Source organism: Rhizobium ruizarguesonis (assembly GCF_012349115.1).
Lineage (GTDB): Bacteria > Pseudomonadota > Alphaproteobacteria > Rhizobiales > Rhizobiaceae > Rhizobium > Rhizobium ruizarguesonis.
Genome location: NZ_PQIG01000067.1, coordinates 101027 through 125374, shown reverse-complemented (window position 1 = coordinate 125374; position 24348 = coordinate 101027). Strand labels below are relative to the sequence as shown.

24 protein-coding genes and 1 pseudogene are annotated in these 24348 nt (G+C 60.1%); 7 read left to right on the top strand and 18 right to left on the bottom strand.

Features of this window, described 5'->3' with window-relative positions:
• Positions 1 to 4: 4 nt before the first annotated feature.
• From C3Y91_RS09795 to C3Y91_RS09755, 9 genes are all read right to left on the bottom strand, one after another.
• A complete protein-coding gene (locus tag C3Y91_RS09795) occupies positions 5 to 1651 on the bottom strand; it encodes an ABC transporter substrate-binding protein (protein WP_024321549.1) in 1647 nt (548 codons plus the stop codon).
• A gap of 538 nt (positions 1652 to 2189) precedes the next feature.
• Positions 2190 to 4523 (bottom strand): molybdopterin guanine dinucleotide-containing S/N-oxide reductase, encoded by a 2334-nt coding sequence (locus tag C3Y91_RS09790; protein WP_130663242.1) that lies wholly within the window; start codon positions 4521 to 4523, stop codon positions 2190 to 2192.
• 19 nt (positions 4524 to 4542) lie between these two features.
• Positions 4543 to 4683, bottom strand: a complete 141-nt coding sequence (locus tag C3Y91_RS09785) for an FAD-linked oxidase C-terminal domain-containing protein (protein ID WP_226532355.1) — start codon at positions 4681 to 4683, stop codon at positions 4543 to 4545.
• A gap of 14 nt (positions 4684 to 4697) precedes the next feature.
• On the bottom strand, positions 4698 to 5300 hold the full coding sequence (locus C3Y91_RS09780) for a 2-hydroxychromene-2-carboxylate isomerase (protein WP_024321547.1): 603 nt from the start codon (positions 5298 to 5300) through the stop codon (positions 4698 to 4700).
• Positions 5301 to 5313: 13 nt separating this feature from the next.
• Entirely contained in the window at positions 5314 to 5883 is a 570-nt protein-coding gene (locus C3Y91_RS09775) for a TetR/AcrR family transcriptional regulator (protein WP_024321546.1), read from the bottom strand.
• A 52-nt stretch (positions 5884 to 5935) separates the two neighbouring features.
• Positions 5936 to 6964, bottom strand: a complete 1029-nt coding sequence (locus C3Y91_RS09770; RefSeq protein ID WP_024321545.1) for a ketopantoate reductase family protein — start codon at positions 6962 to 6964, stop codon at positions 5936 to 5938.
• A gap of 300 nt (positions 6965 to 7264) precedes the next feature.
• Positions 7265 to 8041, bottom strand: coding sequence for an SDR family NAD(P)-dependent oxidoreductase (locus C3Y91_RS09765; RefSeq protein WP_024321544.1), 777 nt, complete (start codon positions 8039 to 8041; stop codon positions 7265 to 7267).
• A 120-nt stretch (positions 8042 to 8161) separates the two neighbouring features.
• On the bottom strand, positions 8162 to 9055 hold the full coding sequence (locus C3Y91_RS09760; protein WP_024321543.1) for an NmrA family NAD(P)-binding protein: 894 nt from the start codon (positions 9053 to 9055) through the stop codon (positions 8162 to 8164).
• A 69-nt stretch (positions 9056 to 9124) separates the two neighbouring features.
• The gene (locus tag C3Y91_RS09755; RefSeq protein ID WP_024321542.1) at positions 9125 to 9547 is read right to left on the bottom strand and encodes a MarR family winged helix-turn-helix transcriptional regulator; all 423 of its coding nucleotides are present in this window, start codon (positions 9545 to 9547) and stop codon (positions 9125 to 9127) included.
• A 15-nt stretch (positions 9548 to 9562) separates the two neighbouring features.
• Here C3Y91_RS09755 and C3Y91_RS09750 point away from each other — a divergent pair, with 15 nt between their 5' ends.
• Positions 9563 to 9781: a hypothetical protein gene (locus C3Y91_RS09750; RefSeq protein WP_024321541.1), complete on the top strand. Its 219-nt coding sequence runs from the start codon at positions 9563 to 9565 to the stop codon at positions 9779 to 9781.
• Between the two features lie 74 nt (positions 9782 to 9855).
• On the opposite strand, the gene C3Y91_RS09745 is transcribed toward C3Y91_RS09750, so the two are convergent.
• Together C3Y91_RS09745 and C3Y91_RS09740 are read right to left on the bottom strand one after the other, a co-directional pair.
• Positions 9856 to 10827, bottom strand: coding sequence for an alpha/beta fold hydrolase (locus C3Y91_RS09745; RefSeq protein WP_024321540.1), 972 nt, complete (start codon positions 10825 to 10827; stop codon positions 9856 to 9858).
• A gap of 96 nt (positions 10828 to 10923) precedes the next feature.
• Complete coding sequence (locus C3Y91_RS09740) at positions 10924 to 11610, bottom strand: glutathione S-transferase family protein (RefSeq protein WP_130663240.1); 687 nt, start codon at positions 11608 to 11610, stop codon at positions 10924 to 10926.
• Between the two features lie 104 nt (positions 11611 to 11714).
• Here C3Y91_RS09740 and C3Y91_RS09735 point away from each other — a divergent pair, with 104 nt between their 5' ends.
• The 4 genes from C3Y91_RS09735 to fhuF all read left to right on the top strand — a co-directional run bounded on the left by C3Y91_RS09735 (position 11715) and on the right by fhuF (position 14356).
• Positions 11715 to 12290, top strand: coding sequence for a TetR/AcrR family transcriptional regulator (locus C3Y91_RS09735; RefSeq protein WP_029768016.1), 576 nt, complete (start codon positions 11715 to 11717; stop codon positions 12288 to 12290).
• A 155-nt stretch (positions 12291 to 12445) separates the two neighbouring features.
• Positions 12446 to 12700: a FitA-like ribbon-helix-helix domain-containing protein gene (locus tag C3Y91_RS09730; protein WP_075224380.1), complete on the top strand. Its 255-nt coding sequence runs from the start codon at positions 12446 to 12448 to the stop codon at positions 12698 to 12700.
• Positions 12697 to 13122: a type II toxin-antitoxin system VapC family toxin gene (locus C3Y91_RS09725; RefSeq protein ID WP_027688084.1), complete on the top strand. Its 426-nt coding sequence runs from the start codon at positions 12697 to 12699 to the stop codon at positions 13120 to 13122. The genes C3Y91_RS09730 and C3Y91_RS09725 overlap by 4 nt, the downstream gene beginning before the upstream one ends.
• 445 nt (positions 13123 to 13567) lie before the next feature.
• The gene (gene fhuF, locus C3Y91_RS09720; protein ID WP_024321536.1) at positions 13568 to 14356 is read left to right on the top strand and encodes a siderophore-iron reductase FhuF; all 789 of its coding nucleotides are present in this window, start codon (positions 13568 to 13570) and stop codon (positions 14354 to 14356) included.
• A 116-nt stretch (positions 14357 to 14472) separates the two neighbouring features.
• Here fhuF and C3Y91_RS09715 read toward each other — a convergent pair.
• A pseudogene (locus C3Y91_RS09715) lies at positions 14473 to 15150 on the bottom strand (4'-phosphopantetheinyl transferase family protein); the annotation flags it as partial.
• A gap of 386 nt (positions 15151 to 15536) precedes the next feature.
• Here C3Y91_RS09715 and C3Y91_RS09710 point away from each other — a divergent pair.
• Both C3Y91_RS09710 and C3Y91_RS09705 read left to right on the top strand, forming a co-directional pair.
• Positions 15537 to 17414: a HAMP domain-containing methyl-accepting chemotaxis protein gene (locus tag C3Y91_RS09710; protein WP_024321535.1), complete on the top strand. Its 1878-nt coding sequence runs from the start codon at positions 15537 to 15539 to the stop codon at positions 17412 to 17414.
• 196 nt (positions 17415 to 17610) lie between these two features.
• Positions 17611 to 18000: a RidA family protein gene (locus C3Y91_RS09705; protein WP_024321534.1), complete on the top strand. Its 390-nt coding sequence runs from the start codon at positions 17611 to 17613 to the stop codon at positions 17998 to 18000.
• A gap of 121 nt (positions 18001 to 18121) precedes the next feature.
• Here the strand turns inward: C3Y91_RS09705 and C3Y91_RS09700 are convergent, their stop codons facing one another.
• The 6 genes from C3Y91_RS09700 to C3Y91_RS09675 form a co-directional block, all read right to left on the bottom strand.
• Positions 18122 to 18703 (bottom strand): NAD(P)H-dependent oxidoreductase, encoded by a 582-nt coding sequence (locus C3Y91_RS09700; protein WP_024321533.1) that lies wholly within the window; start codon positions 18701 to 18703, stop codon positions 18122 to 18124.
• Positions 18700 to 20109 carry an FAD-binding oxidoreductase gene (locus C3Y91_RS09695; RefSeq protein ID WP_130663239.1) on the bottom strand — a complete coding sequence of 470 codons (1410 nt, stop codon included), beginning with the start codon at positions 20107 to 20109 and terminating at the stop codon, positions 18700 to 18702. The genes C3Y91_RS09700 and C3Y91_RS09695 overlap by 4 nt, the downstream gene beginning before the upstream one ends.
• Before the next feature lies 1 nt (position 20110).
• On the bottom strand, positions 20111 to 21424 hold the full coding sequence (locus tag C3Y91_RS09690; protein WP_024321531.1) for a cytosine deaminase: 1314 nt from the start codon (positions 21422 to 21424) through the stop codon (positions 20111 to 20113).
• On the bottom strand, positions 21424 to 22266 hold the full coding sequence (locus C3Y91_RS09685) for an ABC transporter permease (protein ID WP_029768014.1): 843 nt from the start codon (positions 22264 to 22266) through the stop codon (positions 21424 to 21426). The genes C3Y91_RS09690 and C3Y91_RS09685 overlap by 1 nt, the downstream gene beginning before the upstream one ends.
• Positions 22266 to 23090 (bottom strand): ABC transporter ATP-binding protein, encoded by an 825-nt coding sequence (locus C3Y91_RS09680; protein WP_024321530.1) that lies wholly within the window; start codon positions 23088 to 23090, stop codon positions 22266 to 22268. Before C3Y91_RS09680 ends, C3Y91_RS09685 begins: the two co-directional genes overlap by 1 nt.
• Positions 23091 to 23163: 73 nt before the next feature.
• Positions 23164 to 24180 carry an ABC transporter substrate-binding protein gene (locus tag C3Y91_RS09675; RefSeq protein ID WP_130689995.1) on the bottom strand — a complete coding sequence of 339 codons (1017 nt, stop codon included), beginning with the start codon at positions 24178 to 24180 and terminating at the stop codon, positions 23164 to 23166.
• Between the last annotated feature and the right edge of the window lie 168 nt (positions 24181 to 24348).

Sequence of the window (24348 nt, the reverse complement as noted above, 5' to 3'; positions counted from 1 at the left end):
GGGACTATTCGCTTTTCGTGGCCGTGTAGTAGCTGGCGTAGGCAACGCCGTTGTAGATCTCGCCCTTGAGCTTGGGAGACTGCACGTAGATGCGTTGGACGATTTGCGTGCGCGGGATGAAGTAGCCCTGGTCGAGGATGTACTTCTGCAACTCGTCCAGGAGCGGTTTGCGGCTTTCGGTGGAACCAGCGCTGGCGATCTTGTCGCGTAGCTCGTTGAGCGTCTTGTCGCTCTCGTCGAGGGCGAACCAGTTCTCGCCGTTGTTGGCGTTCGTCAGGATGCTGGCGACGGTGCCTGCGTCGATGAAGCTGCGCGTCACTTCGTAAGCTGGTACAGCCGGACCGCCGTATTTGACCTTTTGGCCGAAGGTGACGACATCGTAGGCACGGATAGCGACTTTCCAGCCGATCTTGCCGAGTTGCTGGGCGATGAGTTCGTCGACCGATTTCGACGTTGCGAGGTAGGGGTTGGAATGCAGCGTCAGCACGAGCGGCTCGCCGTTCTTCGTCCGGATGCCGTCGGCGCCCTTGACCCAACCGGCCTCATCCAGAAGCTTCTCGGCCTTTTCGGGGTTGTAGGCCAAGAGGTCGCTTTGGTCGGTCGCTCCCGGCACGTTGCTCTGGATGAACGATGTCGCGAGCTTCCAATCGGGCGTGTAGACAGTGTCGATGATCTCCTGGCGATTGATACCGGCCTGGAGGGCCTGGCGTACTTTCAGGTCATTGTAAGGCGCGAGTTTGGTGTTGATCGCCCAGCCGTTCACGAAGCCGAGATAGCGTGGTGTCGCGGTGGTGAAGCCCTCTGCCTTGAGAGACTCCAGCTCCTGCGGCGAAGCGTTGTAAGCGACGTCGGCTTGGCCGGACTGCACAGCGGCAACGCGAAGCGAGGGCTCGGACACCAGCTTGTAGGTAATTGTGTCGAGATAGGCTGGACCGGTGTGGCCGACCGCCGCCGGACCCCAGTTGTAATCCTTGCGCTTGACCAGCTTGACGAAGTCGCCCTCCTTCCAGGATTCAACCACGTACGGGCCGCTTCCGGAAGTCTTGCTGAGGTCGGCCTGCTGGGCGGCGGGCTGCGCGAGGGTCTTCGGGGAGATGAGGATCGAGCCGTGATAACCGAGGGTCGGGATGAAGCCGAGTGTCGGCTTCTTGAAGAAGACCTTCACCGTGGCCGCGTCGATTGCTTCGGCGTGGTCGTAGGTCTTCGGAAAGAGCCCAATCGGGTTGATACCGTCACTCTTGCGGCCGGCGTACCAGATATCGAGGTTGGCGACGACGGCCGACGCATCGAGCGCGGTGCCGTCGGAGAAAGTCACGCCGCTCTTCAGGTGCAGGGTGAACTCGGTGGCGGTGTCGTTCTGCTCCCACTTCTCCGCGATCCAGGGGCTGACCTTGCCGTCAGCGTCGACGTAGAGGAGCTTGTCGGCCACGTGGCCCCAGATGTGGCCTTGGAAGCTGGAGATCGCGCTGTTGTTCGGGATCCAGGTGTCACCCAGCGAGTCGATCAGGAAAGTGATCTCACCGCCATTGCCGTCAGCGCTCTGAGCCGAAGTGAAGCCTGCCGTTGCCACCAAAAGTGCAGTCGCCGCCACGGACGTCGTTATCAGCAGACGGCGCCGGGAAAGAGAGAGCAACGTAGAACGTTCGGTCATGAGCAAATCCTGATGGTTCGGGTTGTGTTCGATAGGGTTGCGGCGCGGGCTGTTGCCGTTCCGCACATACATTTTGATCCTGGTGTCGCTGCATCAGGCGTACGGCATCATCCGCCGGCAGACCTATCGACCGGCGAAGGCGCTCGCCCTGACCGCGAGATGATTATGACTGGGTTAAGCAGCCTGATGAGTGTCGCGGCGCGGCCGCAAGTCTCACTTTCTGATCGCTATTTGCCTCTCGGCATGGGATGCGTTCCTCAGTTTCTTTGACAAAATTCATGAGGGACAGCCTAGGCAATGCGCATCGACCTAGAAAGACTGGTTATTCTTTTTCTATAGTTTTTGTAGATTTTTTTGTTTCGTTTCCGGTCTCGGTAGGGATCAGCTTTTTGCGGTGTGTGGAGATCCTTAACGCGGCACGTTTTTCAACAAGAGGGCGCGTTTGGATCGAGGATTTCCAGCCCTTGTTGTTCAGTGACCCCAGGAGGCAACGGCCTCTATAGGCAGGGTTCGCCGGGCGGCAGGTGCCATCGGGGATTCACTTTGGATCGGCGATCCTGCCGGGCTCGGCAGCGCCCTCCACGAATTTCATCGTCTCGAATATCCGCACAGGGGGAAGCTCGCCGACGAAACGTTCTACCTCCACTCTGGTGAGCTGCCCGGTCGACGCCTGGGCGAGCTGGGAGGTTCCGACGTCGCGGGTAAGGATATTCGGATTGCCGTGCACGCACATGGCCTTGTCGGCGGCCGCATCGTCCGGTTCGAACCACGCGCCCGTCGCAAGCTGCATCACGCTCTCTCGCACGCCTTCGCTGATCACCGCTGCCGCAAGGCAACTGCCGCGCGCGTTGAACAGCCTGACAATATCGCCATCCGAGATGCCGCGCTCGGCCGCGTCAACCGGGTTGATGCGAACGGGTTCCCGGCCTTTTATCTTGGTGGAACGGCTGAAATCGCCGTAGTCCAGCTGACTGTGCAGCCGCTGATGCGGCTGGTTGCAGACCAGATGGAGTGGGAAGCGGCTTTCATCCCCCTCTGTCTCTGCCCTGGGCGGATACCATCGCGGATGGCCGCGGCAATCGTCATAGCCGAAGCTTTCGACCGTCTCGGAAAAGATCTCGATCTTTCCGGATGGCGTCTGTAGCGGAGATCCAGACGGATCGTCTCGAAAGGCGCGCGCTGGTCCGCCATCGTTGGGCTTGAGCGGCAGGCGCATCTCTCCACGCTCCCAGAACGCCTCGAAGGCGGGAGCCTGGTGCCCGGCGGCGGCAAGCGCCTTTTGCGTCGTCTCGAAAAGAAAGGCGAGCCATTCCTTGCTGGTCCGGTTTTCGGTAAACTCTTCGATCTTGCCGAGACGGCGCGCTATCTCGGAGAAGATCTCATAATCGTCCCGTGCTTCGCCGACCGGCTCGATCAGCTTCTTCATGGCGACCATCAGCGGATCGCGGTCCGCCGCACCGATATCGTCACGCTCGATCGTGGTCGTCGCCGGCAGCACGATGTCCGCATGACGCGCCGACGACGTCCAAGCCGTCTCGTGAACGATGATGGTCTCCGGTCTCTTGAACGCCGCCCGCAGCCTGTTGATATCCTGATGGTGATGGAACGGGTTGCCTCCCGCCCAATAGACGAGGCGGATGTCAGGATAACGCATCGCCTGGCCGTTATAGTGAAACTCGTCACCCGGATTGAGGAGCATGTCGGCGATACGCGCGACGGGAATGAAATCCGCCACAGGATTTTTGAACTGGCTGAGGGTCGGCAGCGGAACGCCAAGTTGACCCTTACCGATATTCCCCAATGCGCCGAGGGAATAGGCATAGCCGCCGCCATCCAGTCCCATCTGCCCGAGCATTGCTGCCAGCACGACGCCCATCCAGACAGGTTGCTCGCCATGGTCGGCTCGCTGCAGCGAATGGCTGACGGTAATCAACGTCCTGGCGCCTGCCATGGTTCGCGCTAGATCCCGGATGGTTTCGACGCCGATTCCGCAAATGTGGGACGCCCATTCTGGGCTCTTTTCGACGCCATCGCTGCGGCCAAGCAGGTAGGCCTCGAAACGCTCGTAGCCAACGGTATAGCGGTCGAGAAATCCGCGGTCGTGCAGTACCTCACTGACGAGCGCATATGCAAGGCCGAGCATCAGCGCGACATCCGTGCCCGGTATGATCGGCAGCCATTGTGCATTCAGTTCGGCTGGAAAATCGTCCTTCAGCGGGCTGACGAGGACAAAGCGCGCGCCGCGCTCGCTCGCGCCGTTCAGCGTCTGGCGCACAATATGCGCGCTGATGCCGCCGCCATGCACGTCCGTGTTCTTGAGCGCCATTCCGCCGAAGGCGACAACCAGTTCGCTGCTCCGCTCGATGGCATCCCAGGTGACGCTCTTGCGGTCGAAATGGTCGTATGGTCCCAATACATGCGGGAGGATGACCATGGCAGCGCCGGAGCTGTAGGTGTTGACGGAACTGACGTAACCACCCAGCACGTTGAGAAACCGATGGATCTGGCTTTGCGCATGGTGGAAGCGTCCGGCACTCGACCAGCCGTAGGATCCCCCGAACACGGCCTCCGGACCAAAGTTTCCGTAAACGCGCTGCAGCTCTTTTGCGACAAGGTCGGCTGCGCGCGGCCAGCTGACCTCGACATAGTCGTCGGCTCCGCGATTCTGCGCGTGATCCGGCGTGCCTTCGAGCCAGCCGCGCCTGATCGCCGGCCGCCTGATACGCATAGGGCTATGGGCGATCGCCGGAATGTTGCCCAGTAATGGCGATGGATGCGGATCGCCGGGATGAGGCCGGATCTCAAGACCTCTGTTTTCGTATCGGCCTGAAAACGCGCCCCAATGGGAGCTGTGGGTCTTGAACCTGTTCATTTGACAGTATCCTCGGCGATCAGGCCCTTTTCAGACTGGCCAGTAAAACCTGTTCCGGAAGGATTTTTCCCGGATTCATGATGCCTTTCGGATCGATGGCATTCTTGATGACGGCCATGAGGACGCAAAACAGGGCCGCCGTCTCGGAGCGGTCAGCCATGTTTTTGCGATGGATCAGGCGATGAGTTTTTCGCCCTTCATGTGACGCTCGAGGAAGGGCAGGCTGTCCTGCCCCCAGTAAAGTTCGCCGTCATAGCGGAAGGTCGGAAGCCCGAAGACGCCGGCGCCCCTGGCCGTCTCATAATTTGCTTTCCAGGCGGATTGCACAGTTTCGCCCTGGGCACGTATTTCCAAAGCCGCGCCATCGAAACCCGCGGCATCGGCGATCGCACGACGGACCTCTGCGTCACCGATATTTTCTCCGCGCAACCAGAAGGCCTCCTGCAGCGCTTTCGTCAGCCTGAGCCAGTCTTCGCCCGCATCGATGGCGGCAAGGACAAGGAAGCCGGCGGGCGTTGGATCCGACAAGGCTGCACGGTTTTCGAAGTTCAACGTTTTGCCCCGGATGGCCGCCCAACGCTTGAGATCCTTCGTCCAATAAGCGCGACGGGCCTCCGGCCGGTTGCGAGAATAGATCGCGCCGTTATCCTCGATCAGGGGGATGACATACGGGCGGATCGTTGCGTTCTGTTCGGACGCCAGTGCCGCGAATGGGTCCAAACCGATGAAAGCCCATGGCGAGCCGATGCCGAAGAAATAGTCAATGATCTTTGTCATTATTCTGGTGCTCTCAAGATGTCCGGTCGTGTGGGATCGCGGCGTCGAAGACGGAAAGTGCGCAGTCTCGGGCGACGAGAACCGCTGTCGGGTCACGTCCCACTGCCACCGTCGCAAGCGCGCCTTCATAAAGAAGCGATAGATGCGCGGCCGTCTGGTCAAGGCCGAGCCCGGCCTTGGATATGACGGCGCGGAAGATGTCGCCTACGGCTTTCTTATGTGTGCGAGCGACCGTCACGACGCGTTCGGAATCGCCATGCTCGGCTACCGCAAGAGCAAATGCGCAGCCCCGGAACTCCGGGCTGTCGGCCTTTTCATACAGGCGCTCGAAAATAACTCTGACCTGGTCTCTCGGAGCACCCGTCGCGTCCAAGGCCTCCCGCAAGGAGCGAATAACACGTTCGTGGCGATCCTGGAGATAGGCTGCAACAAGATGATCTTTGGACGGGAAGTGTCGATAGAGCGTTGCCTTTGCAACTTTCGCTTCTTCGATAATGCGATCTATCCCAACAGCCCGAATACCTTCGCTGTAAAATAGCCCGCCGGCTGCGGCGAGGATCTGTTCTGATATTGGTTCTCTCATTGGATCGCTTCAGGTTGGTGGTTGCATCGTTGAACAATTGGAAGGCGACACATCAGGTCGCTGCGGCGAGACCGGTGTTGCTGCCCTGATCGGGTCTGTCGACAAGTGATTGAATCGCGTCAAGCGCCAGTGCTTTCGTGAAGCCGCCCTGATGCTCCAATCTGCCAGCAAGATTCTGGACAACCTCATTGTAGGGTGTCGGAATATTGTGCAAACGACCCAGCAAGACGATTTCGCCGTTGAGAAAATCGACTTCACTCGAAGCGCCTCTGGTAAAACTCTGCCAAGTCGATTGTTGACCGGGATGGATGCCACTGTCCTGAGCTATGCGCCACCCTGAAAGATCTGTGGTCCGCTCCGAGGGTGAGGCGAGGTTATAACCGGCAGCCTCAAGAGCTTGACGAGCTTCATTGACCAGCGCATCGGCGATTGAGACGCGGAGATCCTCGGCCCCAACGAACAATTCCAAGACGTTTCTGACGTTGTGAAGAAGTTTGGCTGATTTCCAACGGCGGATATCATTGCTGGTTTCCGCCAGATAATTTGCGCGGGTGAGGTCCGCCGCAATCTGCTCGGCTGTTTCATCAAAACCCGACGGGAAACGCCCTATGGTGACCACGCCGACCTGCGGATCACCCGCCACCGCAACGGAGCCGGTCTCGGTAAACCGTGCAGGCGTCAGAATACTGGCTCCGTAAACCCTGGCGAAAGTTCTGAGCGCCATCGCTTCTGTCGCCAAGCCATTTTGAAAGGTGACGATGGCGAGACTGGCAGCCGTTGCCCCCGCTGAATCCGACACTTGACGCCATGACCAGGAGGCCAGGGAGCTTGCCGCGTCCTGAGTTTTGACCGTTAACAACAGGATATCATCGAGGGCCAATTTGGGCGGGTCGCTGAGGTCGAAAGCGTTAAGCCCGATCTGTCGCTTGCCAGAGGGACGTTGGTAGCTCAGACCATACTTCTTTATATGACCGATCTGTGCGCCGCGTCCGACGAGCGCATATGTGATGCCGGAAAGTTCGAACTGCGCAGCGAGGCTCGCACCAACCGCGCCTGCCCCCACGATAACGTATCGTGTCATCTCTCTTCCCAAATCTGATTTATGACCAATGCGGACTAGCGTGTGGCGTCAGCCAGGAGGTCGACAAGCCCACGTTTGAAACATAGGCATGTAAATGGACCGAAGAAAGACAGGTCGTTCTCTTTCTCTCCTGCTTTCGTAGAAAATAGTTTGGAATCTGGACGTTTTACGGCCACCTTGATCTCTGCCGACCGAGCTGGTCGAGGAGCCGAGGGGGAAGGTCCGGGGACTCCGTAGCCTAACGGTTCTCCTGCGATCTGGAGGCCGGAGAACCGGCGGGGCGCGCGTTTCGATCGGGCGCTAGACGAGCGAGTCTACGACGCCGCCATCGACTCTCAGTGCCGCGCCGGTCGTCGCGGACGCCTGGAGGGACGCGACGTAGACCACCATGTTCGCAACCTCCTCGACGGTTGCCGGCCGCTCGATGATGGAGGTCGGACGATGCGTCTTGACGAAGTCGATGCCGGCTTGCTCGAAGGACCGCTCGGCGGTGACATGCCCCTTGAGCATCTCGGCGGCGCCTTCGGACATGGTCGGGCCCGGTAGCACCGAGTTCACCGTCACTCCCGTGCCAGCCATGCGCTTGGCGAGACCGCGTGCAACTGCAACGTCGGCGGTCTTGCTGACGCCGTAGTGGATCATCTCGACAGGGATATTGAAGGCGGATTCCGAACCGAGGAAGATGAAGCGCCCCCACGATTTGGCAGCCATTTTCGGAAGGTAGGCGCGCGCCAGGCGCACGCCTGCCATGACGTTGACCTGCCAATGGCGGTCCCAGATCGCATCGTCGGTCTCGAAGAAGTCCAGGGGCAGAAAAATGCCGAGGTTGCTGACGACGATGTCCGGCTCGGGTTCGGCCCGGATCATCGCGTCGCACCCCTCGGCGCCGGCGAGGTCGAGCGCATGACCGCGCGCAGGGCCGCCGAGGCGCGCCACCGCCGCATCGACCTTTTGCTGGCTGCGGCCGTTGATAATTACCGCTGCGCCCGCCTCATGGAGGCCGCGGGCAATGGCAAATCCGATGCCTTCGGTGGATCCTGTAACCAGCGCGACTTTACCTGAAAGGTCGATGTTCAACTTGCTTCTCCTGGAAGGTTGGCCGGGCGGCGCGTGCATCGCGCCGCCACCAGCGGGTTGGACGGAGCCGGCGCTTCGGACCCGGTGAAGCCAATGTCCTGTCCTCGATGCCGGAGCGGCTTACGCCGCCGCGTTCAGCGTATTGAAGGCGGCCCGGTGCGACGTGACGAAGTCCTGAACGGTCATCGGTGGCACGCCCGTCACTTCGGCGATGATCTTGTCTGCGCCCGAGAAGATGCCGTTCTGATAGTCGAGGGCGATCGCGCAGAAATGCTGGATCAAAAATTCCGGCAGGCCGAACTTTTCCAGCCGATCGCGATAGGCGGGGATGGTCAGCGGCTGGTAGCTGATCTTGCGGCCGAGCACCTCGCTGATGGCTGCGGCGATGCCCGGCTGGTCAAGCTCGGTCGGCCCATGAAGCCTGTAGGTCTTGCCGATATGGGCGGCCGGTTCCGCCAGAAGCGTGGCGATCAGGCGGGCTTGATCCTCGGCGGCGATCGGCGCATGACGGCCAGCGCCGTATGGCAGATCGATGATTCTCTGCTCGACGATCGTCTTGCGCGCAAACGGGTAAAGCAGCCATTGCGAGAAGAAGGTCGGTCGCAGGTGGATGGTGGGGACGCCCGACCAGTCGAAGATCCGCTCGGCGATCCAGTGATCGCGCGCCGCATGGCTCTTGGAGTCCTCGCGCGCCGAGATCTGCGACATGTTGATCACGGCTTTAAGCCCGGCGCGTTTGGCTGCATCGGCGAAGTATGCGGTCGTCTGGATGATGCCCGGACGGACGGGATAGCAGAAATACGCGGAGGTGGCGCCTGCGGCGGCGCGGATCACGTCGTCATGTTCGAAGAGATCGCCGACCACGACCTCCGCGCCTTCGCTGCGAAGCGCGTCGGCGCGCTCGTCTTGCCTGTGGACCATCGCGCGGACGGCGTGGCCCTTCTCGAGCAGGCGCTGGACGGTGTAGCGGCCGGTCTCACCGGTGGCGCCGGTAACGAGGAACGTGTCGGTCATTTTCATCTCCTTGTGTTTGGCTGCATCATAAAATGTGTAATTACACACTTTTCGGTAAAAAAAGGGGAGCTACCCGCCGAGGTTCAGCTCCAGAATTTCATCGCGCATGCGCACGGCGCGGTCCTGTCCAACCTCCCGCTCAAACGCGGCCTGGGCGTTTTCCCAAAGGGGGACTGCCTCCGATACCTTCGCGACGCCGGAAGGGGAGAGGGTGACATCGAAGGCGCGGCCGCTGGTTCTGCCGGCGACAACCCATCCGGCTGCCTGCAGCGGCTTCAGCGCGCGGACCAGAGTCGTGCGCTCCATGCTCAGCATTTCGGCCAGACTGGTGATCTTGAGGCTCTGGTAGGCTTCCAGCAGTGACAGAATCGAGAACTGCGAGACCGACAGTCCGGCAGGCGCCAGATGATTGTCGTAAAGACGGCTCAGATGCCGCGCGTTCTGGCGGGCGGCGAGGGCGTAACAGAGATGGGGACCAGTGGGTGTCGGCATGGGGTACATCTAAATGTGCAATTGCACAGTGTCAAGTCTCGCACCGGCCTCGATCTGGAAGCGGTGGGGGTCATCGAGCGCGACGAGACCGGGCTCGTGCAGCGGGTGACGATGACATTTTCGCCTTTGGACGCCGCGGTGTCACTGTCGGCAGAACTGGGCGGCATCGTCGGGGAGGAGTTTGGTGACGATCTCTTTTACGACGCGTCGATGAACGAGATCGCGGCGTCCTGATCGCCAGACCCGCATTCGATCGTACGCAAAGGCCGGCGGCCGGGCTACGGCCGGCCCCCGGCCTTTGCACGCCATCAGCCGCGAAGGAACGCCAGCAGGTCGGCGTTCAAGCGGTCCTTGTCGACGTGCAGCAGACCATGCGAGCCGCCTTCGTAGACAATGAACTTGGCATGTGGAACGAGCCCCGCGGTCAACTTCGCGGAGATTTCCAGCGGCACGATCTGGTCGTCGCTGCCGTGGACCACCAGCGCGGGAACGGTGATCTTCCTGAGGTCATCGCGGAAATCGGTTTCCGAAAACGCCCCGAGCGCATGGTAGGCGGCTAGCAAGCCGGTTACCTGTCCCTGCCGCCAGTAGCTCTCCCGTAGGCCTTCCGAGACATGCGCCCCCGGACGATTGAAGCTGTAGTACGGCATGGTGACGTCGAGATTCCACTGTGACCGGTTTGCCTGCACGGCGGCGCGGAACGTATCGAACAGCTCTTTGGGAGCACCGTTCGGATTGGTCGCAGTCTTCAGCAGGAAGGGTGTCACCGAGGAGACGAAGGCGACCTTGGCGACCCGGCTTTGGCCGTGACGCGCGACATAGCGTGCGACCTCGCCACCGCCCATCGAATGGCCGACGAAGGTTGCCTCGCGCAGATCGAGCGCCTCGACCAGTTGCGCCAGATCGTCGGCGAAGGTGTCGTAGTCGTAACCGCCGGACGGCTGGCTCGACCGGCCAAAGCCCCGACGGTCATGGGCGATGACGCGATAGCCGTTCTGCAACAGGAAGAACATCTGGTCTTCCCAGGCGTCGGACGAGAGTGGATAGCCATGGCTGAACACCACGACCGGACCGGTGCCCCAGTCCTTGAAGTAGAGGCTGGTGCCGTCTTTCGTGACCAGGCGGTCGCCTGTGGGCTTCCCGGTATGGATTGACGCGGGCGTTTTTGCTGCCGCCGAGTTCGCGCTGGCACCGGCCGCCGCCAGTCCGACGCCGGCGACGGCGACCCCTTTCAGCAGGTTGCGCCGGGAAGCGCTGTCGGGTGTTGAAACCGTAGACATGAGGAAACTCCGTGAGAATTATGCCGCATGGGCGGCGCGATTGGCGACTGTGGTTGGGCGTCGGTGCGGTGTTCGCATCGCTTTTCGTGCGGGGGATTAGAAGCCGAGCCTCCGCAGATCCTCCGCGACGAACATCTGGCCGCTGCGATTCTTGACGCTCGGCAGTTCGGAGACTTTTGCGCGCCAGGACTTCAGCGCGGAATGATCTTCAGGGATGGCAATGCCGGCGGCGTCCGCGAACATCAGCCCGGCAAACACCGTGATGTCGGCCATCGAGAATGTATCGCCGGCGACGAACGAACGGTCCTGCAGCACCGTGTCGAAATACCTCATTCCGGCTAGCGCCTTATCGCGCTGGCGGTTGCCCCAGTCCTGACGGCCGGCCCATTCCGGGCTCTTGAATACTTGCAGCTCGGCGCCGAGGCCGGGCGTCGCATGATGGAAGTAGTTGCCGACCGCATCGAGTAGCTCGGTCTCGGCCCGCTTCTGCATCATGTGGATGACGGCCTTTTCCTTCGGCGTCTTGCCGGTGAGCCGTGGATCGCCGTTGAGATTGTCGAGATATTCGGTGATGGCGGTGGACTCACTGATGTAGGTGCCATCGTCGAGCTGGAGAACCGGCAGGACGCCAGACGGGTTCTTTTCGAGGAAGGCCGGCTGCTTATGTTCGGCGCCGATGAGGTCGACGGAGACGAACTCGACCTGCGGTTCGAACCCCTTCTCGGCGAGCACGATGCGGATACGGGCCGGATTTGGAAAGCCAGGGCGATCGAAGATTTTCATGAGAGACTCCTTTGTCTGTCTATCGATAGATAGATTACGATCCACAGATATCTCTTCCCTTTTCGGTCGTCAACAACTATCTATCGAGTGATAGGTGTGGACCGATGATGGCAAAAACCAAAACGGATATGCGCGAGGCGGTCATGACCGCCGCAAAAGCGACGGTGCAGTCGCATGGCTACAATGCGCTGAGCTTTCGTGAACTCGCGAAAGAGGTCGGGATCAAAAGCGCCAGCGTGCACTATCATTTTCCGACCAAGGGCGATCTCGGCGCCGCGCTGGCGCGTCGCTATACGGAGGAGGGCGCAGCCTACCTGGCGGAGCTGCTGGCCACTTCCAACGATGCGAGTTGGTGTATGGACAGATACGCGGCGATCTTTCGCGCTGCCCTGGCCAGCGATAATCGCATGTGCCTGTGCGGCATTATGAGCGCGGAACTCGACGACCTTCCTGCCGAGGTCAGAACCGAGGTGGACAAATTCGCCGCGATGAATGTCGGCTGGCTGACTAAGGTGCTCTCAAGGGCAAAGCCTTCGGCAAGCGAGCAAGATCTGCGGGAGCACGCCATGGCGATCTTCGCAGCCATCGAGGGGGGGCAATTGGTCGCGCGCGGCTGCCAGGATATCGGCATCTACGACCGGACGATCCGGGCATATCGGACCACGGGTCTGATCCCGTAATTGGCCGGCGGCTCTAATGGGAGTGGCAGTTGGAAGACGGTTGCAATTTGTTGCAGTTCAAAAAGCGTCATTCCAAACCAATTCGAAGAGTTGCTAGGTGATATCAATTTCCATATATTGATAGCATGACCATCAGCGTTAAGGGAGTGCAATCAATGGCAGCAGTTACAATACGCAATTTGTCTGACGAGACACATCGTGCTTTGAGAGTGAGGGCAGCTCATCACGGCCGCAGTACCGAAGCAGAAATCCGTGACATCCTAGAAACAGCGGTACGGCCAGCTGAACGCGTGATGTTGGGCTCGTTGCTAGCATCAATCGGACGCGAGGCAGGGCTTTCGAACGACGACGTGGATAATCTGCAGCTCGTCCGAGACAAAACGCCTGCGGAACCTATGAGTTTCGAATGATCCTGATCGATACCAACGTCATCTCGGAGCCATGGAAACCCACACCCGATAATCAGGTGCTGGCGTGGATCGATGCCCAAGCAGTGGAAACGCTGTTCGTTTCAGCGATTACAGTGGCTGAGTTACGGTTCGGCATTGCCGCGATGCCTAGCGGAAGGCGAAAGACCGTCCTCGACGATCGACTAGAACAGGAAGTTCTGCCTCTATTTTCAGGACGCGTTCTATCCTTCGACATGGCTGCATCACAGAGCTATTCGGAATTAATGGCGCGAGCACGCGCAGCAGGTCGGGCAATCGGTAAAGCAGATGCCTATATTGCCGCAACTGCCGCGGCGAACGGATTTATTGTCGCTACCCGCGACTCTAGTCCCTTCGAAGCCGCAGGGCTTAAGGTTATCAACCCTTGGTACGCACCAACGTAGCAGCGCCAAAGCGTCAGATGATTGCCGAGCGATCCCGTAAATCAACTACAGACTGCATCTGCAACAACGCGGGATCGTCAGCCCGATCCCCATCAAGACCGGCAGGTTGACAGTCGTCGCGGTCCGCAGTTGGGCGCTCGCACGACAGAACGCCTCCGTTGGCAATTTAACCGCACGGGACGTTACGCCCCAATCTACGTGCAACCTGTTCGGGAGTGTCGAAGGCGTGGATTTTTGTCGATTAAAAGATGACTAAAATAGTCATTTTAAGTTGACAAGGCTAATTTCGCTGCATAGGTTCCGCCCGCGCCCGTGGCGTAGGGACCAAGCAATGGCACGCGTTTTTTTGAATGTTTCTAATAATGTATCGCGAATTTATAGAGATAGCCTATTTTTAACGAAGGGCCGCAACATGACGGCGACCCTGAAGTATCGGTGGTAAGGCATGGCGGCGGAGACGAGCGGAGCGCTCCAGCCCGCGACGTTGATCGCTGATCATCCCGTCGCCCACCAGGCCGTCGACCTCGACGGCCTGGTGGGCGACGGCCCATTCTCCTATTGCCGCGGCAAGCTGCTCAGTTCCCCGCCGCAGACTGGCATTGTCATTCCCTGCAGGCATCTTTGCGACCGGGCGATCTTCGACGAGATCACTGGCCGATATGCGCAAAAATTTAAGGGCAGCGACCGCCGCGCGATCGTCTCCATGTGGACGCTCTATTATTTCAGCATGCTGACGATCGCGCCCAGCGTCCACATGTTCGTGCACCGCATCGGGCTGCCGCTGGAGATCGACGGGCTTTCGCTCGTCTGCAACGAGCATACGGGTGAGCCGGAAGCATTCGTGATGTCCGGAAGGCCCGACGTTGCCACCGATCCAACTGCTAAGCTTCATCGGCTGATGCGCGGCCACGCCGAGCCTATCATCGCGGCGATCGCCGCCAATGCAGGGGTTGCTCCGAAGCTTCTCTGGAACAATGTTGCGGCATATCTCTCCTGGATCCTCAAGGAAGTCGCCCATCGTCACGAGCCCAGCCTCGTCGAAGGCGGCCTGGCGCTGCTTGAAGAGCCCGCATGGCCGTGCGGCCGGCGCAATCCGATGTTCGGCATGATCCGCATTGCGCGCCAGCAGTGCGGCCTTGAGTTCGCCCGTCGGAAGGTTTGCTGCCTGCGCTACAATCTGCCGGGCGTGGGCGGCTGCGGCGAAGCCTGTCCGCTACCGGACGGGCGCCATTAAATCAGATACCGGCTGCTGCTTGCCGAGACGGTCGCCCCTGTCATGAAACACTCTGTCGAGACCAGTCGTAGTCGAGCAAGACAACCTGCCATCCCTAGCGGTGGCGGGTGCGCGGTATCGGACGGCCTGCTGTCGTCCTGAAATAGGCTGATAGAAATGCCGGGAAACTCGGATTGAGAGCAAGCAGCCAGCGCGACGACGTGCTGGCTGCCGCTTTCGACCAGATGGTGATGCCATCGCCGATCGCGGTCGCCGCCGACCATGACAGGGATGCCATCCTTCCAGGAAAAGGTGACGTTGCGGGGGATCCTCGCGCAGCCCGACGCCGAGTGCCTTAGCCGCACGCGCGCGTTCGCGCGCAGGCAATTCCATCAGCCAGCGCCGTTCGTCTGCACTGCAATAGTTATCCAACGCCGCCTCCTCGATCTCGACGTCGGCGCGTTCGCAGTCTATTCCCAGGTGATCACATGCTGAAGCGACAGCGACCGCCACAAGCCCGTCGGCATTGGCGAGGCTGAACTGCAGCCTGTCATCTCCCTCAAGTCTTAGCTTGCCGTGCTTGTCTGGAGACAATGGGAGCTTGCTCGGCGATATCCCGGTTTGCACGCTCAACAGTTGCCGATATACCGGCCGGCAATGAAAGAGGCCCGGTCTCGTTCAAACCGATAGGTCGCGGCGCGCCCCCGTTCATCCGGTGAAAGCGACTGCATCCAGCGGTTCCCGTCGCCTTCGTCCTTGGAATACTGCCAGAGCGCGATTTCAATGCCGGCAGGTTGGTTTTCAGATTGCTGCATGGACCCAGTATGTGTTCCGTGGACCGATTGGCAAGCCTGCAGATGCTTGCCGATCTCGCAGACGGCAGGACTGGTTCTCCATGGCGAAGATGACCAGATCGTGCCGATCTCAATGTCCAAAGCCGGGTCAATGTCGACCGATCCATTTCTTGTTATCGAGACCCGATGGCGCTGATATTTGCGCTCGCCATGGATGCTATTTCCTTTGATTTCCAGGAACTCTAAGTCGCATGGCGTTTAATTGATCGCGGAAGTATGGACCCACTCAGAAGATCTCGGAAAATAGAGCGGGACCATTGTTTAGTTAATACTAAATTATTGAATCTGGTGCGAGATCTTGCATCAGCCGGCACACCGGTCGTCCCAGTAGCTTCGAGGAGACCCGCATGAAACGCCCGAGTATCAAGCAAGCCCTGATCTTAAAGCTGTCGATCATCAGTCTGTTCATGGTTGGCCTGTCCTATGTTTCGCTGAGCACGATTTCGACACTTCGTGCCAATACCGAGCAGATCGGGACCTTCTGGATGCAGCGGCTTGTGACGGCTCGCGAGATCAAGGACGACTTCCTCGGTCTGAAACTCGTCTATGGGCAATACCTTCTCGTGGACACAGCGGAGCAAAAGAAGGCCGGACAGCAAGAGATCGACGCTGCTGGCGTTGCGCTGGACACGGTTGTCGGCGAATACGAAAAAGGCGTCCGCACGGAGCGGGGGCGCGAACTGATCAACCAGATCAAGCCGGAACTCGCCAAATATCGCGCGCTGGCAGAGCAAATGACCGCGTTTGAAAATGACGGGAAGACGCCTGAAGCAATCCGCCTCTTCAAGGAAAATATGGAGCCGCAAGCCGAGCTGGTGAACAAGGCGGTGGCGGATCTGGTCGCTTTCATTCTCAACCAGGCCGAAGGCTTTGTGACCGCGAGCGGTGATACCGCACAATCCGCTTTCCTGCTGACGGCCGCGATCGCAGCGCTGGCCGTGCTTCTTGCCATAGCCGGCATCTTCTTTGCGATATCGGGCATCGCCAACCCAATCCGAAGCATCGCTTCCGCCATGAGGCGCCTGTCGGATGGCGATCTTGACAGTGATATTCCCTATGCCGGTCGCGCCGATGAAGTCGGCGAAATGGCCGGTGCGGTTGAAATCTTTCGTCAGAATGCCCTCAACGTCGTCAGGCTCGAGAAGGAAGCGGCTGAATCCCGCAGCGAGAGCGAGGCAGCGCGCGCCGCAGCCCAGCAGCGCACCGAACGCGAGGCGGAACAATTGCGCTTCGCGACCACGACATTGGGCGAAGGTCTCCGGCGGCTTGCAGCAGGCGACATATCCTTCCAGCTTTCAGAACAATTTGCGGCTGAATATGAAGCCTTGCGCGAAGACTTCAACGCCTCGCTCCGGCAATTGGGCGCTACGATCGGCGCAGTGCTCGAGACGGTGCATAGCATCGATAATGGTACCGGTGAGATTGCATCTGCCGCGCAGGATCTTTCCAAGCGTACCGAACAACAAGCAGCTTCTCTCGAGGAGACGGCAGCAGCCCTGGACGAGATCACGTCCAATGTAACGATGGCGACCAAACGCACCGACGAAGCGCGCAATGTCGCCAAAGAAGCCGATATCAGCGCTCAGCGGTCGGCAACTGTCGTCTCGGAGGCCGAAGGGGCGATGCGACGCATCGAGGACAGTTCACAGCAGATTTCAAATATCATTGGTGCAATTGATGAAATCGCCTTTCAGACGAACCTCTTGGCGTTGAACGCCGGCGTTGAGGCTGCCCGTGCGGGTGAGGCGGGCAAGGGTTTTGCCGTTGTCGCCCAGGAAGTCCGCGAGCTTGCCCAGCGCGCCGCTCAAGCGGCCAAGGAGATCAAGGGCTTTATTCAAAAGTCGTCAACTGACGTGCAAAATGGCGTGAAACTGGTTCTCGAAACCGGAACGTCGCTGAAGTCGATCGGTGAGTACGTCGTACAGATCAACCAACTCATGGATGCGATTGCCACATCGGCGCGCGAGCAGTCGACGGGACTTGCTGAGATCAACACGGCGGTCAATCAGATGGACCAGGCGACCCAGCAAAATGCGGCGATGGTCGAGCAGTCGACGGCTGCCGTTGCCTCATTGTCCTCCGAGGCAGGCCGCCTACGGGATCTGGTCAACCAGTTTCAATTGGACGGCGACAAAAGCGCGGCGGACGGGCAGCGCAGCGGACGGGCCTTCGAAGGCAACCGGCCAATCCACTTGGTCGCTTCGCGGCGCGTGACGCAAAGATGACGCGCGGCTAACGTCAGATCAAATACCGAAAGATAGTGACCTGGCGCCTGGACGATCATCGGCTCGATCCCTCCAAGGCGGTTGTCCCGCATCACTCCTCGCAAGGCATCATGAGCGGCAGCGATATTCTCATATCCTGCCGCATCCTGTAGGGTCGCGGTATCTGCCGACCTATGGGAAAATTTCAGAGCGATCGATGAAGAAGATCTTCAATCCGGCCTCGGTGCGCCGGCCTTTTGGAAATTACAATCACGGCCTGCTGGTGCCGCCTGGCGCAGCGCTGCTCGTCACGTCGGGCCAGCTTGGTATCGGTCTCGACGATGCCGTTCCGAGCGATGTCACTGCTCAGGCGGAACTCTGCTTCGAGGCGATCAAGGCGATCCTCGAAGAGGCGGAGATGAGTTTTGCCGATGTGATCCGCATTTCGGGCTTCGTCACCCGCCGCGAGGACTTCCCGGCCTATATGGCTGTACGGGATCGCTATACGCTCGATCCGAAGCCGGTTTCCACCTTGCTCGTCATCGGCGGTTTTACGCGCCCCGAGTTCCTCGTCGAGGTCGAGGTGACGGCCGCGAAAATCTTGTAGAGCATTTCCTTTTTTCTTCGAAGCACGGAGATGCTCTACCTCTTTGTTTTCACGCAATTCCCGGCAAAAGCGCTTCGCGCTTTGCCTGGCAAAGGCGCAGCACAGTTTTGCTGGAACTGCTCTAGAATCGCTCCATTGCCCCTCCGACGCGGGCGAGGAATTTTGCCCGCGTCTCCGGCGTGCAATTGTTCATGTCGTAATGGGCGAGGAACGTCACCGGCCTCACCGGATTGATCTGCGCCCTCAGCACGCGCTTTACGATTTTCTTCGGCGGGTTGCCGGCGGCGAAGGCCCGGAAGGGCGTTGCGCCATAAGTCAGGACGGCTGCGAGCTTGCGGATGTGGCGCAGCCGCGATTCCACCTTGCCGTTGACCAGATCGAAGGAAACGCCCGGCAGCCAGACTCGGTCGAAATATCCCTTCAGGATCGCCGGAAAGCCGAAGTTCCAGATCGGGGTGCAGATCACCAGCCCCTCGGCCGCCTTCAACCTTTCGACATGCGATTCCACCAGCTTCAGATTTTCCGGATAGTCGTGATAGACGAGCCGGTCGCGGCGCGAGAGCACCGGATCGAACTGCTCTTCATAGAGGTCGCAGCCATCCACTGTATGCCCGGCCTTCTGCAGGCTCTCGACGGTTTGCCGGTAAAGCGCCTTGCCGTAACTTTCCTCGACCGGGTGAGAGTGGAGGACGAGAACCCTCATGAGGCCTCCATCAGGGCCGCCAGGCCAGGGAAGAGATAGTTCTTGCCGGCGTTGAAATCGAAATCGGGATTGTCCCACGCGATCATCTTGCCGGGATTGAGCAAGCCCTTCGGATCGGTTTCCTGCTTGAAGGCGAGCTGCACCGCGTCGGTGCGCTTCATGCCGCCTTCTTCCAGCGTATAGCGGTGCGGGTTGAAGATCGGGCATCCATTGTCCTGATGGATCTTGATGATCTCCTCCAGCCGCTCCTCGGTGGTGTAGCGCACCAACGGCAGGCCGGAGCACTGGATCTGGCCGTCGAATTTGATGAATTCGAGATGACCCGGCACTTCGTCACCGAAGATCTCCACCATCTTCCGAACCTTGGCGACATGATCCGGTCCCGGATATTGCACCTGCAGATAGGTGAAGCTCGGGTCGACCTTCAGCGCACGCAATGTCGTGTGGTTCCAGGCAAGCTCATAGGCATGCGGGATGCCGCGCATGCTTTCCACCTTGTCGGAGCGGAACATGATCTCGCCCTTCTGCGCCGCCGTGAAGGCAAGAAAAGCATCCATGGAGTGCGGCGCGATCATCAGCACGACGATCGACTGGCCCTGACGGATATAGGGCTTGTGGCGGGTGAAATAGTCGTAAGGAATGGGAGCGGCGATCGGCGCGATCTCCTTGACGAGGATGCCATTGCATTTCGCCAGTGCGTCGGAGAAGCGCACCGCTTCCATGAAGTCGTCATAGCCGACGAGCACATCGACCCAGTCATAGGCAGGTGCAAGCGGCATCTCGATCTCGGTGATGATGCCGTTGGTGCCATAGGCGTGGCTCACCTTCTGGAGATCCCAGCCGGTGAGATCGAGGACGCGCGGCTCGGCCTCCATGGTGACGACGCGCAGGCGCAGGATGTTGCCGAGGTCGCGCAAGCCGCCCCAGGTGATCGAGCCGACGCCGCCGGAACCGCCGGCGACGAAGCCGCCGACCGTCGCCGTCTGGGCGGTGGAGGGGTGGAAACGCAGCTCCTGGCCGGAATGGGCCTTGGTCTGCTTGTCGAGCTGGGCAAGCACGATGCCCGGTTCGCAGATGACGCGGCCAGGATGGATCTCCTTGATCTTGTCCATGGCGGCAAGATTGAGAACGATGCCGCCGGAAAGCGGCATGGCCTGGCCGTAATTGCCAGTGCCGGCGCCGCGCGGCGTGACCGGTACGCCATGGGCATAGGCGACCTTCAGCGTCCGGATGACCTCTTCCTCGGTCTTTGGTGTGACGACGAGATCGGCCGTCACATTGTCGAGCTGAGCTTTGAGTACAGGCGAATACCAGTAGAAATCCCGGCTCTTCTGGCGAACCAACGCCGGATTATCCTCAACGGCGATGCCTTCGAGTTCCTTTTTGATCTTCTGATAATCGGCCATGTCAGGCTCCAACGACGTTATCGAGTTCACGGTAATCCGGCAGGCTGCGGTCGATCACCTTGCCGCGGCGAAGCACGACGCGGTCAGACTGCGGACGGGACAGGAATTCACTCCAGCGCCGCGCGCTGAAGAGCACGAGATCGGCAGGATCGCCGGCGGCGATGCGGCCCTTGTCCGGCCGTCCGACGATGGCGGCGGCCGAGGTGGTGACGACACGGGCGGCGGTATCGAGCGGATGGTCGAGATGCAGTATCCGTACGGCCTCGCGGAAGACTTCCACCGGATCGAGATCGCCATAGGCATAGAAGGGGTCGCGGGTATTGTCGGATGCGACCGCGGTCGCGACACCGGCGGCGGCCAGTTCCTTGAACAGGGTGACGCCGCGCCAGCGCGGGGTGCGGCCGGGGTAGCGATCCTGCAGATACATGTTGCACATCGGCAGTGAAATGACCGCGATACCCGCCTTGGCGACCAACTCGACGGTCCGCGCGGCGGTGTCTTCGTCCTGGCGGGCGAGCGAGCAGCAATGGCCGGCGGTCACCTTGCCCTCGAACCCGTTGCGCAGCACGGCCTCGGCGATTGCCTTCAGTGTTTCCGCGCCGCGATCATCCGTCTCGTCGACATGCAGATCGACATCCAGGCCCTGCTCTGCGGCCGTCCCGAAGAGTGTGTCGAGCTGCCAGACAAGCTCCGGCCCCATCCGGGTGACACCGCCAAGCAGGCCGCCGTTCTGTCGGATTGTTGTGACGAGATCGGTAAAGAAGGCGCTGTCTGCCATGGCATCCAGCGGGAAGAGGGCGACCGCCTGCAGCGCAATCCTGTCCTTCCAGGCATCCCGGATTTCGGCAAAAACCCCGAAGGAGATGCGATGCTGGGGCGCAAGCGAATCCAGGTGCGTGCGGATCAGGCTGGTGCCATGGGCATAGGCGGAGCGGAGCGAGAATTCCATGCGCCGTTTGACGTCTGCGGCTGACCAGTTGGCTTCCCGGTCGGCCCTGACGGCATCGAGCGCGCCCATGAAGCTGCCGTCGGGATTGGCCTGGCGCGGCCAGATATGGCCTTTGTCGAGATGGGTATGGATATCGGCAAAGCACGGCCAGACCATGCCGTCCTTAAGATCGGTCCTGGCATAATCGGTGGGTGCGGTGCCGGCCGGCCGGATGGCGGCAATCATGCCGTCGCTGATGACGATATCGACCGTGGCCAGCCCTTCCGTGACCGGCACGTCGACTTGCTCGACGGTGACGGCGGGCACTGTCGCATTGCTCAGCACGAAGCGGGCCGCATTCGGCGGGGATATGAAGGAATAGGTCATCAGTTTTCCCGTTTGATGCTGCTTTCATGCCAGCGATGAAGGCTCAGCCAGGCGATGAAGGTGGTGAGGCCGAAGATCGCCACCCCAAGCATGGAGAGCATCAAGAGCGCCGCAAAGAGCCGCGGTATGTTCATCCGGTACTGCGCTTCCAGCAGGCGGAAGGCAAGACCGGAGCCGGCACCGGCAGAGCCCGCGGCAAATTCGGCGACGACGGCGGCGATCAGCGCGAGGCCGCCGCCGATGCGAAGACCGGTCATGAAATAGGGTTGGGCGGCAGGCAGTTTGAGAAAGAGCAGCGTCTGCCAGCGCGAGGCGCCGTAGAGCTCAAAGAGGTTGATCAGATTGTGGTCGACGCTCTTCAGGCCCTGGACCATATTCGAAAGGATCGGGAAAAAGGCGACGAGGAAGGCGCAGATCAGCAGCGCTACCTGCGTGGAGGGAGCGTAGATCAGGATCAGCGGCGAGATGGCGACGATCGGCGTTACCTGCAGGATGACGGCAAGGGGATAGAAGGCAAGCTCGACCCAGCGCGACTGCACGAGAAAGATCGCAAAACCGACGCCGCCGACAAGCGCCAGCATCAATGAGATGAAGGTGATCTTGGTGGTGACCCAGAGGGCAGGGGCAAGCGTACCCCAATCCGTCACGAAGGCGTTTGCCACAGCGGCCGGTCCTGGCAGGATATAGGGCGGCACGCCGGACAGTTTCACATAGGCGTACCAGACGAGGATCATCAGGGCGATGACGAGGAAGGGGATGGCGATACGCAGCGCAAGATCGCGGCGCCTTGCGCTTGCGGTACCCTTAACGAGCAGCGGCGATGTGTCTGTTTCGTCACTCATCAATGATCCCCTGCCGAATTGATCGCCCCGATCAGCGAATGCGATACCGTTTCGCAGGCCTTGCGGTATTCTTCCGAGGTGCGGTAGTGCGCGTCGCGTTCGAGGCTGGTGATCAGCGGGACATCGGCATGCACGCGCCCGGGCCTTGCCTTCATCACGACGATGCGGTTCGAGAGATAGGCGGACTCGAAGACCGAATGCGTCACGAAAATCACCGTAATGCCGGTCGCCTTCCACAGCCGCAGCACGTCGTCGTTGAGCTTCTGGCGGGTGATCTCATCGAGCGCGGCGAAAGGCTCGTCCATCAGCAGCAGCTTCGGCTTCGTCACCAGCGCACGGGCGATCGAGACGCGCATCTTCATGCCGCCGGAAAGCTCGCGCGGATAGGCCTTGGCAAAATCCTGAAGGCCGACGGTGGTCAGCACTTCCATGATCTGATCATGCGCGGCTGCCTTCGAAACGCGCCTCAACCTCAGCGGCAGATGGACATTGTCGAACACGTTCTTCCAGGGCATCAACGTCGGCTCCTGGAAGACAAAGCCGATATCGCCCTCCGGCAGACCCCTGGAGTTGATGCGCGAACTCGGCCAGTCGATCGTTCCCGAGGTGACATCGCCAAGACCGGCTATGATGCGCAGCGCCGTCGACTTGCCGCAGCCGGAAGGGCCGAGCAGGCTGACGAACTCGCCGCTTTCGACTGTCAGCGACATGTTCGAAAGGGCGGCAGTGCCGCTGGAAAAGACCTTCGAGACCGACTGCATGACAACAAGCGGCCGCTTGCGCGTCTCTTTCGGGGATACCGCCTGGGCGTCTGCTGGGAGCATTGCTGTCTCGTTCATGCGGGAGGATACGGCCCGCCACGTCCTTAATGGCGGACCAGGAAAGCCGTCGGTCGGACTACTTCTTCAGTGCCACGCCGGTGCTCTTGCAGACGAACTTCGTCGTAAACGCTTTGGTGTAATCCGTCTCCGGCTTGAAGACCTTGATCGCCACCATCTCGTTGAAGAACGTCTTGTAGTGCGCATCAGTGATGCAGCCGATGCCCTTGTCGAGGCTGTCGCCGGATTCGATGATGCCATATTCCTTCATCTTGGCGATGGAGTAGGCGAGCTGGCCATCCGTCATTTCAGGATTATCCTTCTTGATCAGTTCGTTCGCCTTTGCGTTGTCGCCGTAGAGGTAGTTGTACCAGCCTTCGATCGAGGCATCGACGAAGCGCTGCACGACGTCGGGTTTGCCGTCGATCATTGTCTGCGTCGTCGTGATCATCGTCGAGTAGGGCGAATAGCCGTTGTCGGCGAGCAGGAAGACCTTCGGCTCGAAGCCTGCCTGCTTCTGGATCTCGTAGGGTTCGGAGGTCAGGTACCCCTGCTGAGCAGAGTCCTTGTCTGCAAGGAAGGGGGCGGGACTGAAGTTATAGGGCTTGTACTGCTCGTCCTTGAAGCCTTTGAAGTTGGCCTTCATCCATTCGAAATAGGTGAGGTAGCCGTCCTTGCTGAGGAACAACGTTTTCAGCTTGGCGAGATCCTCGAATTTGTCGACGCCGTTATCCGGATGGGCGATCAGCACCTGCGGATCCTTTTGGAAGATCGCGGCGACATCGACCAGCGGAATGCCTTGCTCGACGGCCGATATCTCGCCCTGCGGGCCGCCCATGTAGAAATCGAGCTTGCCGGAGATCAGCAGCGCGCTGTTTGCAGCATTCGGGCCGCCCTGGACGATGGTGACGTCGAGGCCATATTTTGCATAGGTGCCGTCGGCGACGGCTTGGTAGAAGCCGCCATGTTCCGCCTGGGCAAGCCAGTTCGTCCCGTAGCTCACCTTGTCGAGGGCAAGCGCCGGCGAGGCGGCGGCAAGCATCGAGGCGAGGCCGAGGCAGGCCAGGAATTGCATCTTCGTCTGTGCTTTCAACATGGTTGGCAGTTCCCCTTCTGAGCCGAGGGAAGCCTTGCTCGGCCCCCTTTTGAGGGAATTTGAGCCATTGCCATGCGCTTTGAAAAGCATCAAAATTCGTGCGCATTGATGCCTTTTCGGCATCTCTGGGAAAGCTGAAGATAATTTGTGCGTCCTGCGCAAAATTTA

Bases quoted from the DNA above. Each gene is read 5' to 3' on its own strand.
- C3Y91_RS09795 (WP_024321549.1), bottom strand. From the start codon at position 1,651: ATGACCGAACGTTCTACGTTGCTCTCTCTTTCCCGGCGCCGTCTGCTG.
- C3Y91_RS09790 (WP_130663242.1), bottom strand. From the start codon at position 4,523: ATGAACAGGTTCAAGACCCACAGCTCCCATTGGGGCGCGTTTTCAGGC.
- C3Y91_RS09785 (WP_226532355.1), bottom strand. From the start codon at position 4,683: ATGGCTGACCGCTCCGAGACGGCGGCCCTGTTTTGCGTCCTCATGGCC.
- C3Y91_RS09780 (WP_024321547.1), bottom strand. From the start codon at position 5,300: ATGACAAAGATCATTGACTATTTCTTCGGCATCGGCTCGCCATGGGCT.
- C3Y91_RS09775 (WP_024321546.1), bottom strand. From the start codon at position 5,883: ATGAGAGAACCAATATCAGAACAGATCCTCGCCGCAGCCGGCGGGCTA.
- C3Y91_RS09770 (WP_024321545.1), bottom strand. From the start codon at position 6,964: ATGACACGATACGTTATCGTGGGGGCAGGCGCGGTTGGTGCGAGCCTC.
- C3Y91_RS09760 (WP_024321543.1), bottom strand. From the start codon at position 9,055: ATGACCGACACGTTCCTCGTTACCGGCGCCACCGGTGAGACCGGCCGC.
- C3Y91_RS09755 (WP_024321542.1), bottom strand. From the start codon at position 9,547: ATGCCGACACCCACTGGTCCCCATCTCTGTTACGCCCTCGCCGCCCGC.
- C3Y91_RS09745 (WP_024321540.1), bottom strand. From the start codon at position 10,827: ATGTCTACGGTTTCAACACCCGACAGCGCTTCCCGGCGCAACCTGCTG.
- C3Y91_RS09740 (WP_130663240.1), bottom strand. From the start codon at position 11,610: ATGAAAATCTTCGATCGCCCTGGCTTTCCAAATCCGGCCCGTATCCGC.
- C3Y91_RS09735 (WP_029768016.1), top strand. From the start codon at position 11,715: ATGATGGCAAAAACCAAAACGGATATGCGCGAGGCGGTCATGACCGCC.
- C3Y91_RS09730 (WP_075224380.1), top strand. From the start codon at position 12,446: ATGGCAGCAGTTACAATACGCAATTTGTCTGACGAGACACATCGTGCT.
- C3Y91_RS09725 (WP_027688084.1), top strand. From the start codon at position 12,697: ATGATCCTGATCGATACCAACGTCATCTCGGAGCCATGGAAACCCACA.
- fhuF (WP_024321536.1), top strand. From the start codon at position 13,568: ATGGCGGCGGAGACGAGCGGAGCGCTCCAGCCCGCGACGTTGATCGCT.
- C3Y91_RS09710 (WP_024321535.1), top strand. From the start codon at position 15,537: ATGAAACGCCCGAGTATCAAGCAAGCCCTGATCTTAAAGCTGTCGATC.
- C3Y91_RS09705 (WP_024321534.1), top strand. From the start codon at position 17,611: ATGAAGAAGATCTTCAATCCGGCCTCGGTGCGCCGGCCTTTTGGAAAT.
- C3Y91_RS09700 (WP_024321533.1), bottom strand. From the start codon at position 18,703: ATGAGGGTTCTCGTCCTCCACTCTCACCCGGTCGAGGAAAGTTACGGC.
- C3Y91_RS09695 (WP_130663239.1), bottom strand. From the start codon at position 20,109: ATGGCCGATTATCAGAAGATCAAAAAGGAACTCGAAGGCATCGCCGTT.
- C3Y91_RS09690 (WP_024321531.1), bottom strand. From the start codon at position 21,424: ATGACCTATTCCTTCATATCCCCGCCGAATGCGGCCCGCTTCGTGCTG.
- C3Y91_RS09685 (WP_029768014.1), bottom strand. From the start codon at position 22,266: ATGAGTGACGAAACAGACACATCGCCGCTGCTCGTTAAGGGTACCGCA.
- C3Y91_RS09680 (WP_024321530.1), bottom strand. From the start codon at position 23,090: ATGCTCCCAGCAGACGCCCAGGCGGTATCCCCGAAAGAGACGCGCAAG.
- C3Y91_RS09675 (WP_130689995.1), bottom strand. From the start codon at position 24,180: ATGTTGAAAGCACAGACGAAGATGCAATTCCTGGCCTGCCTCGGCCTC.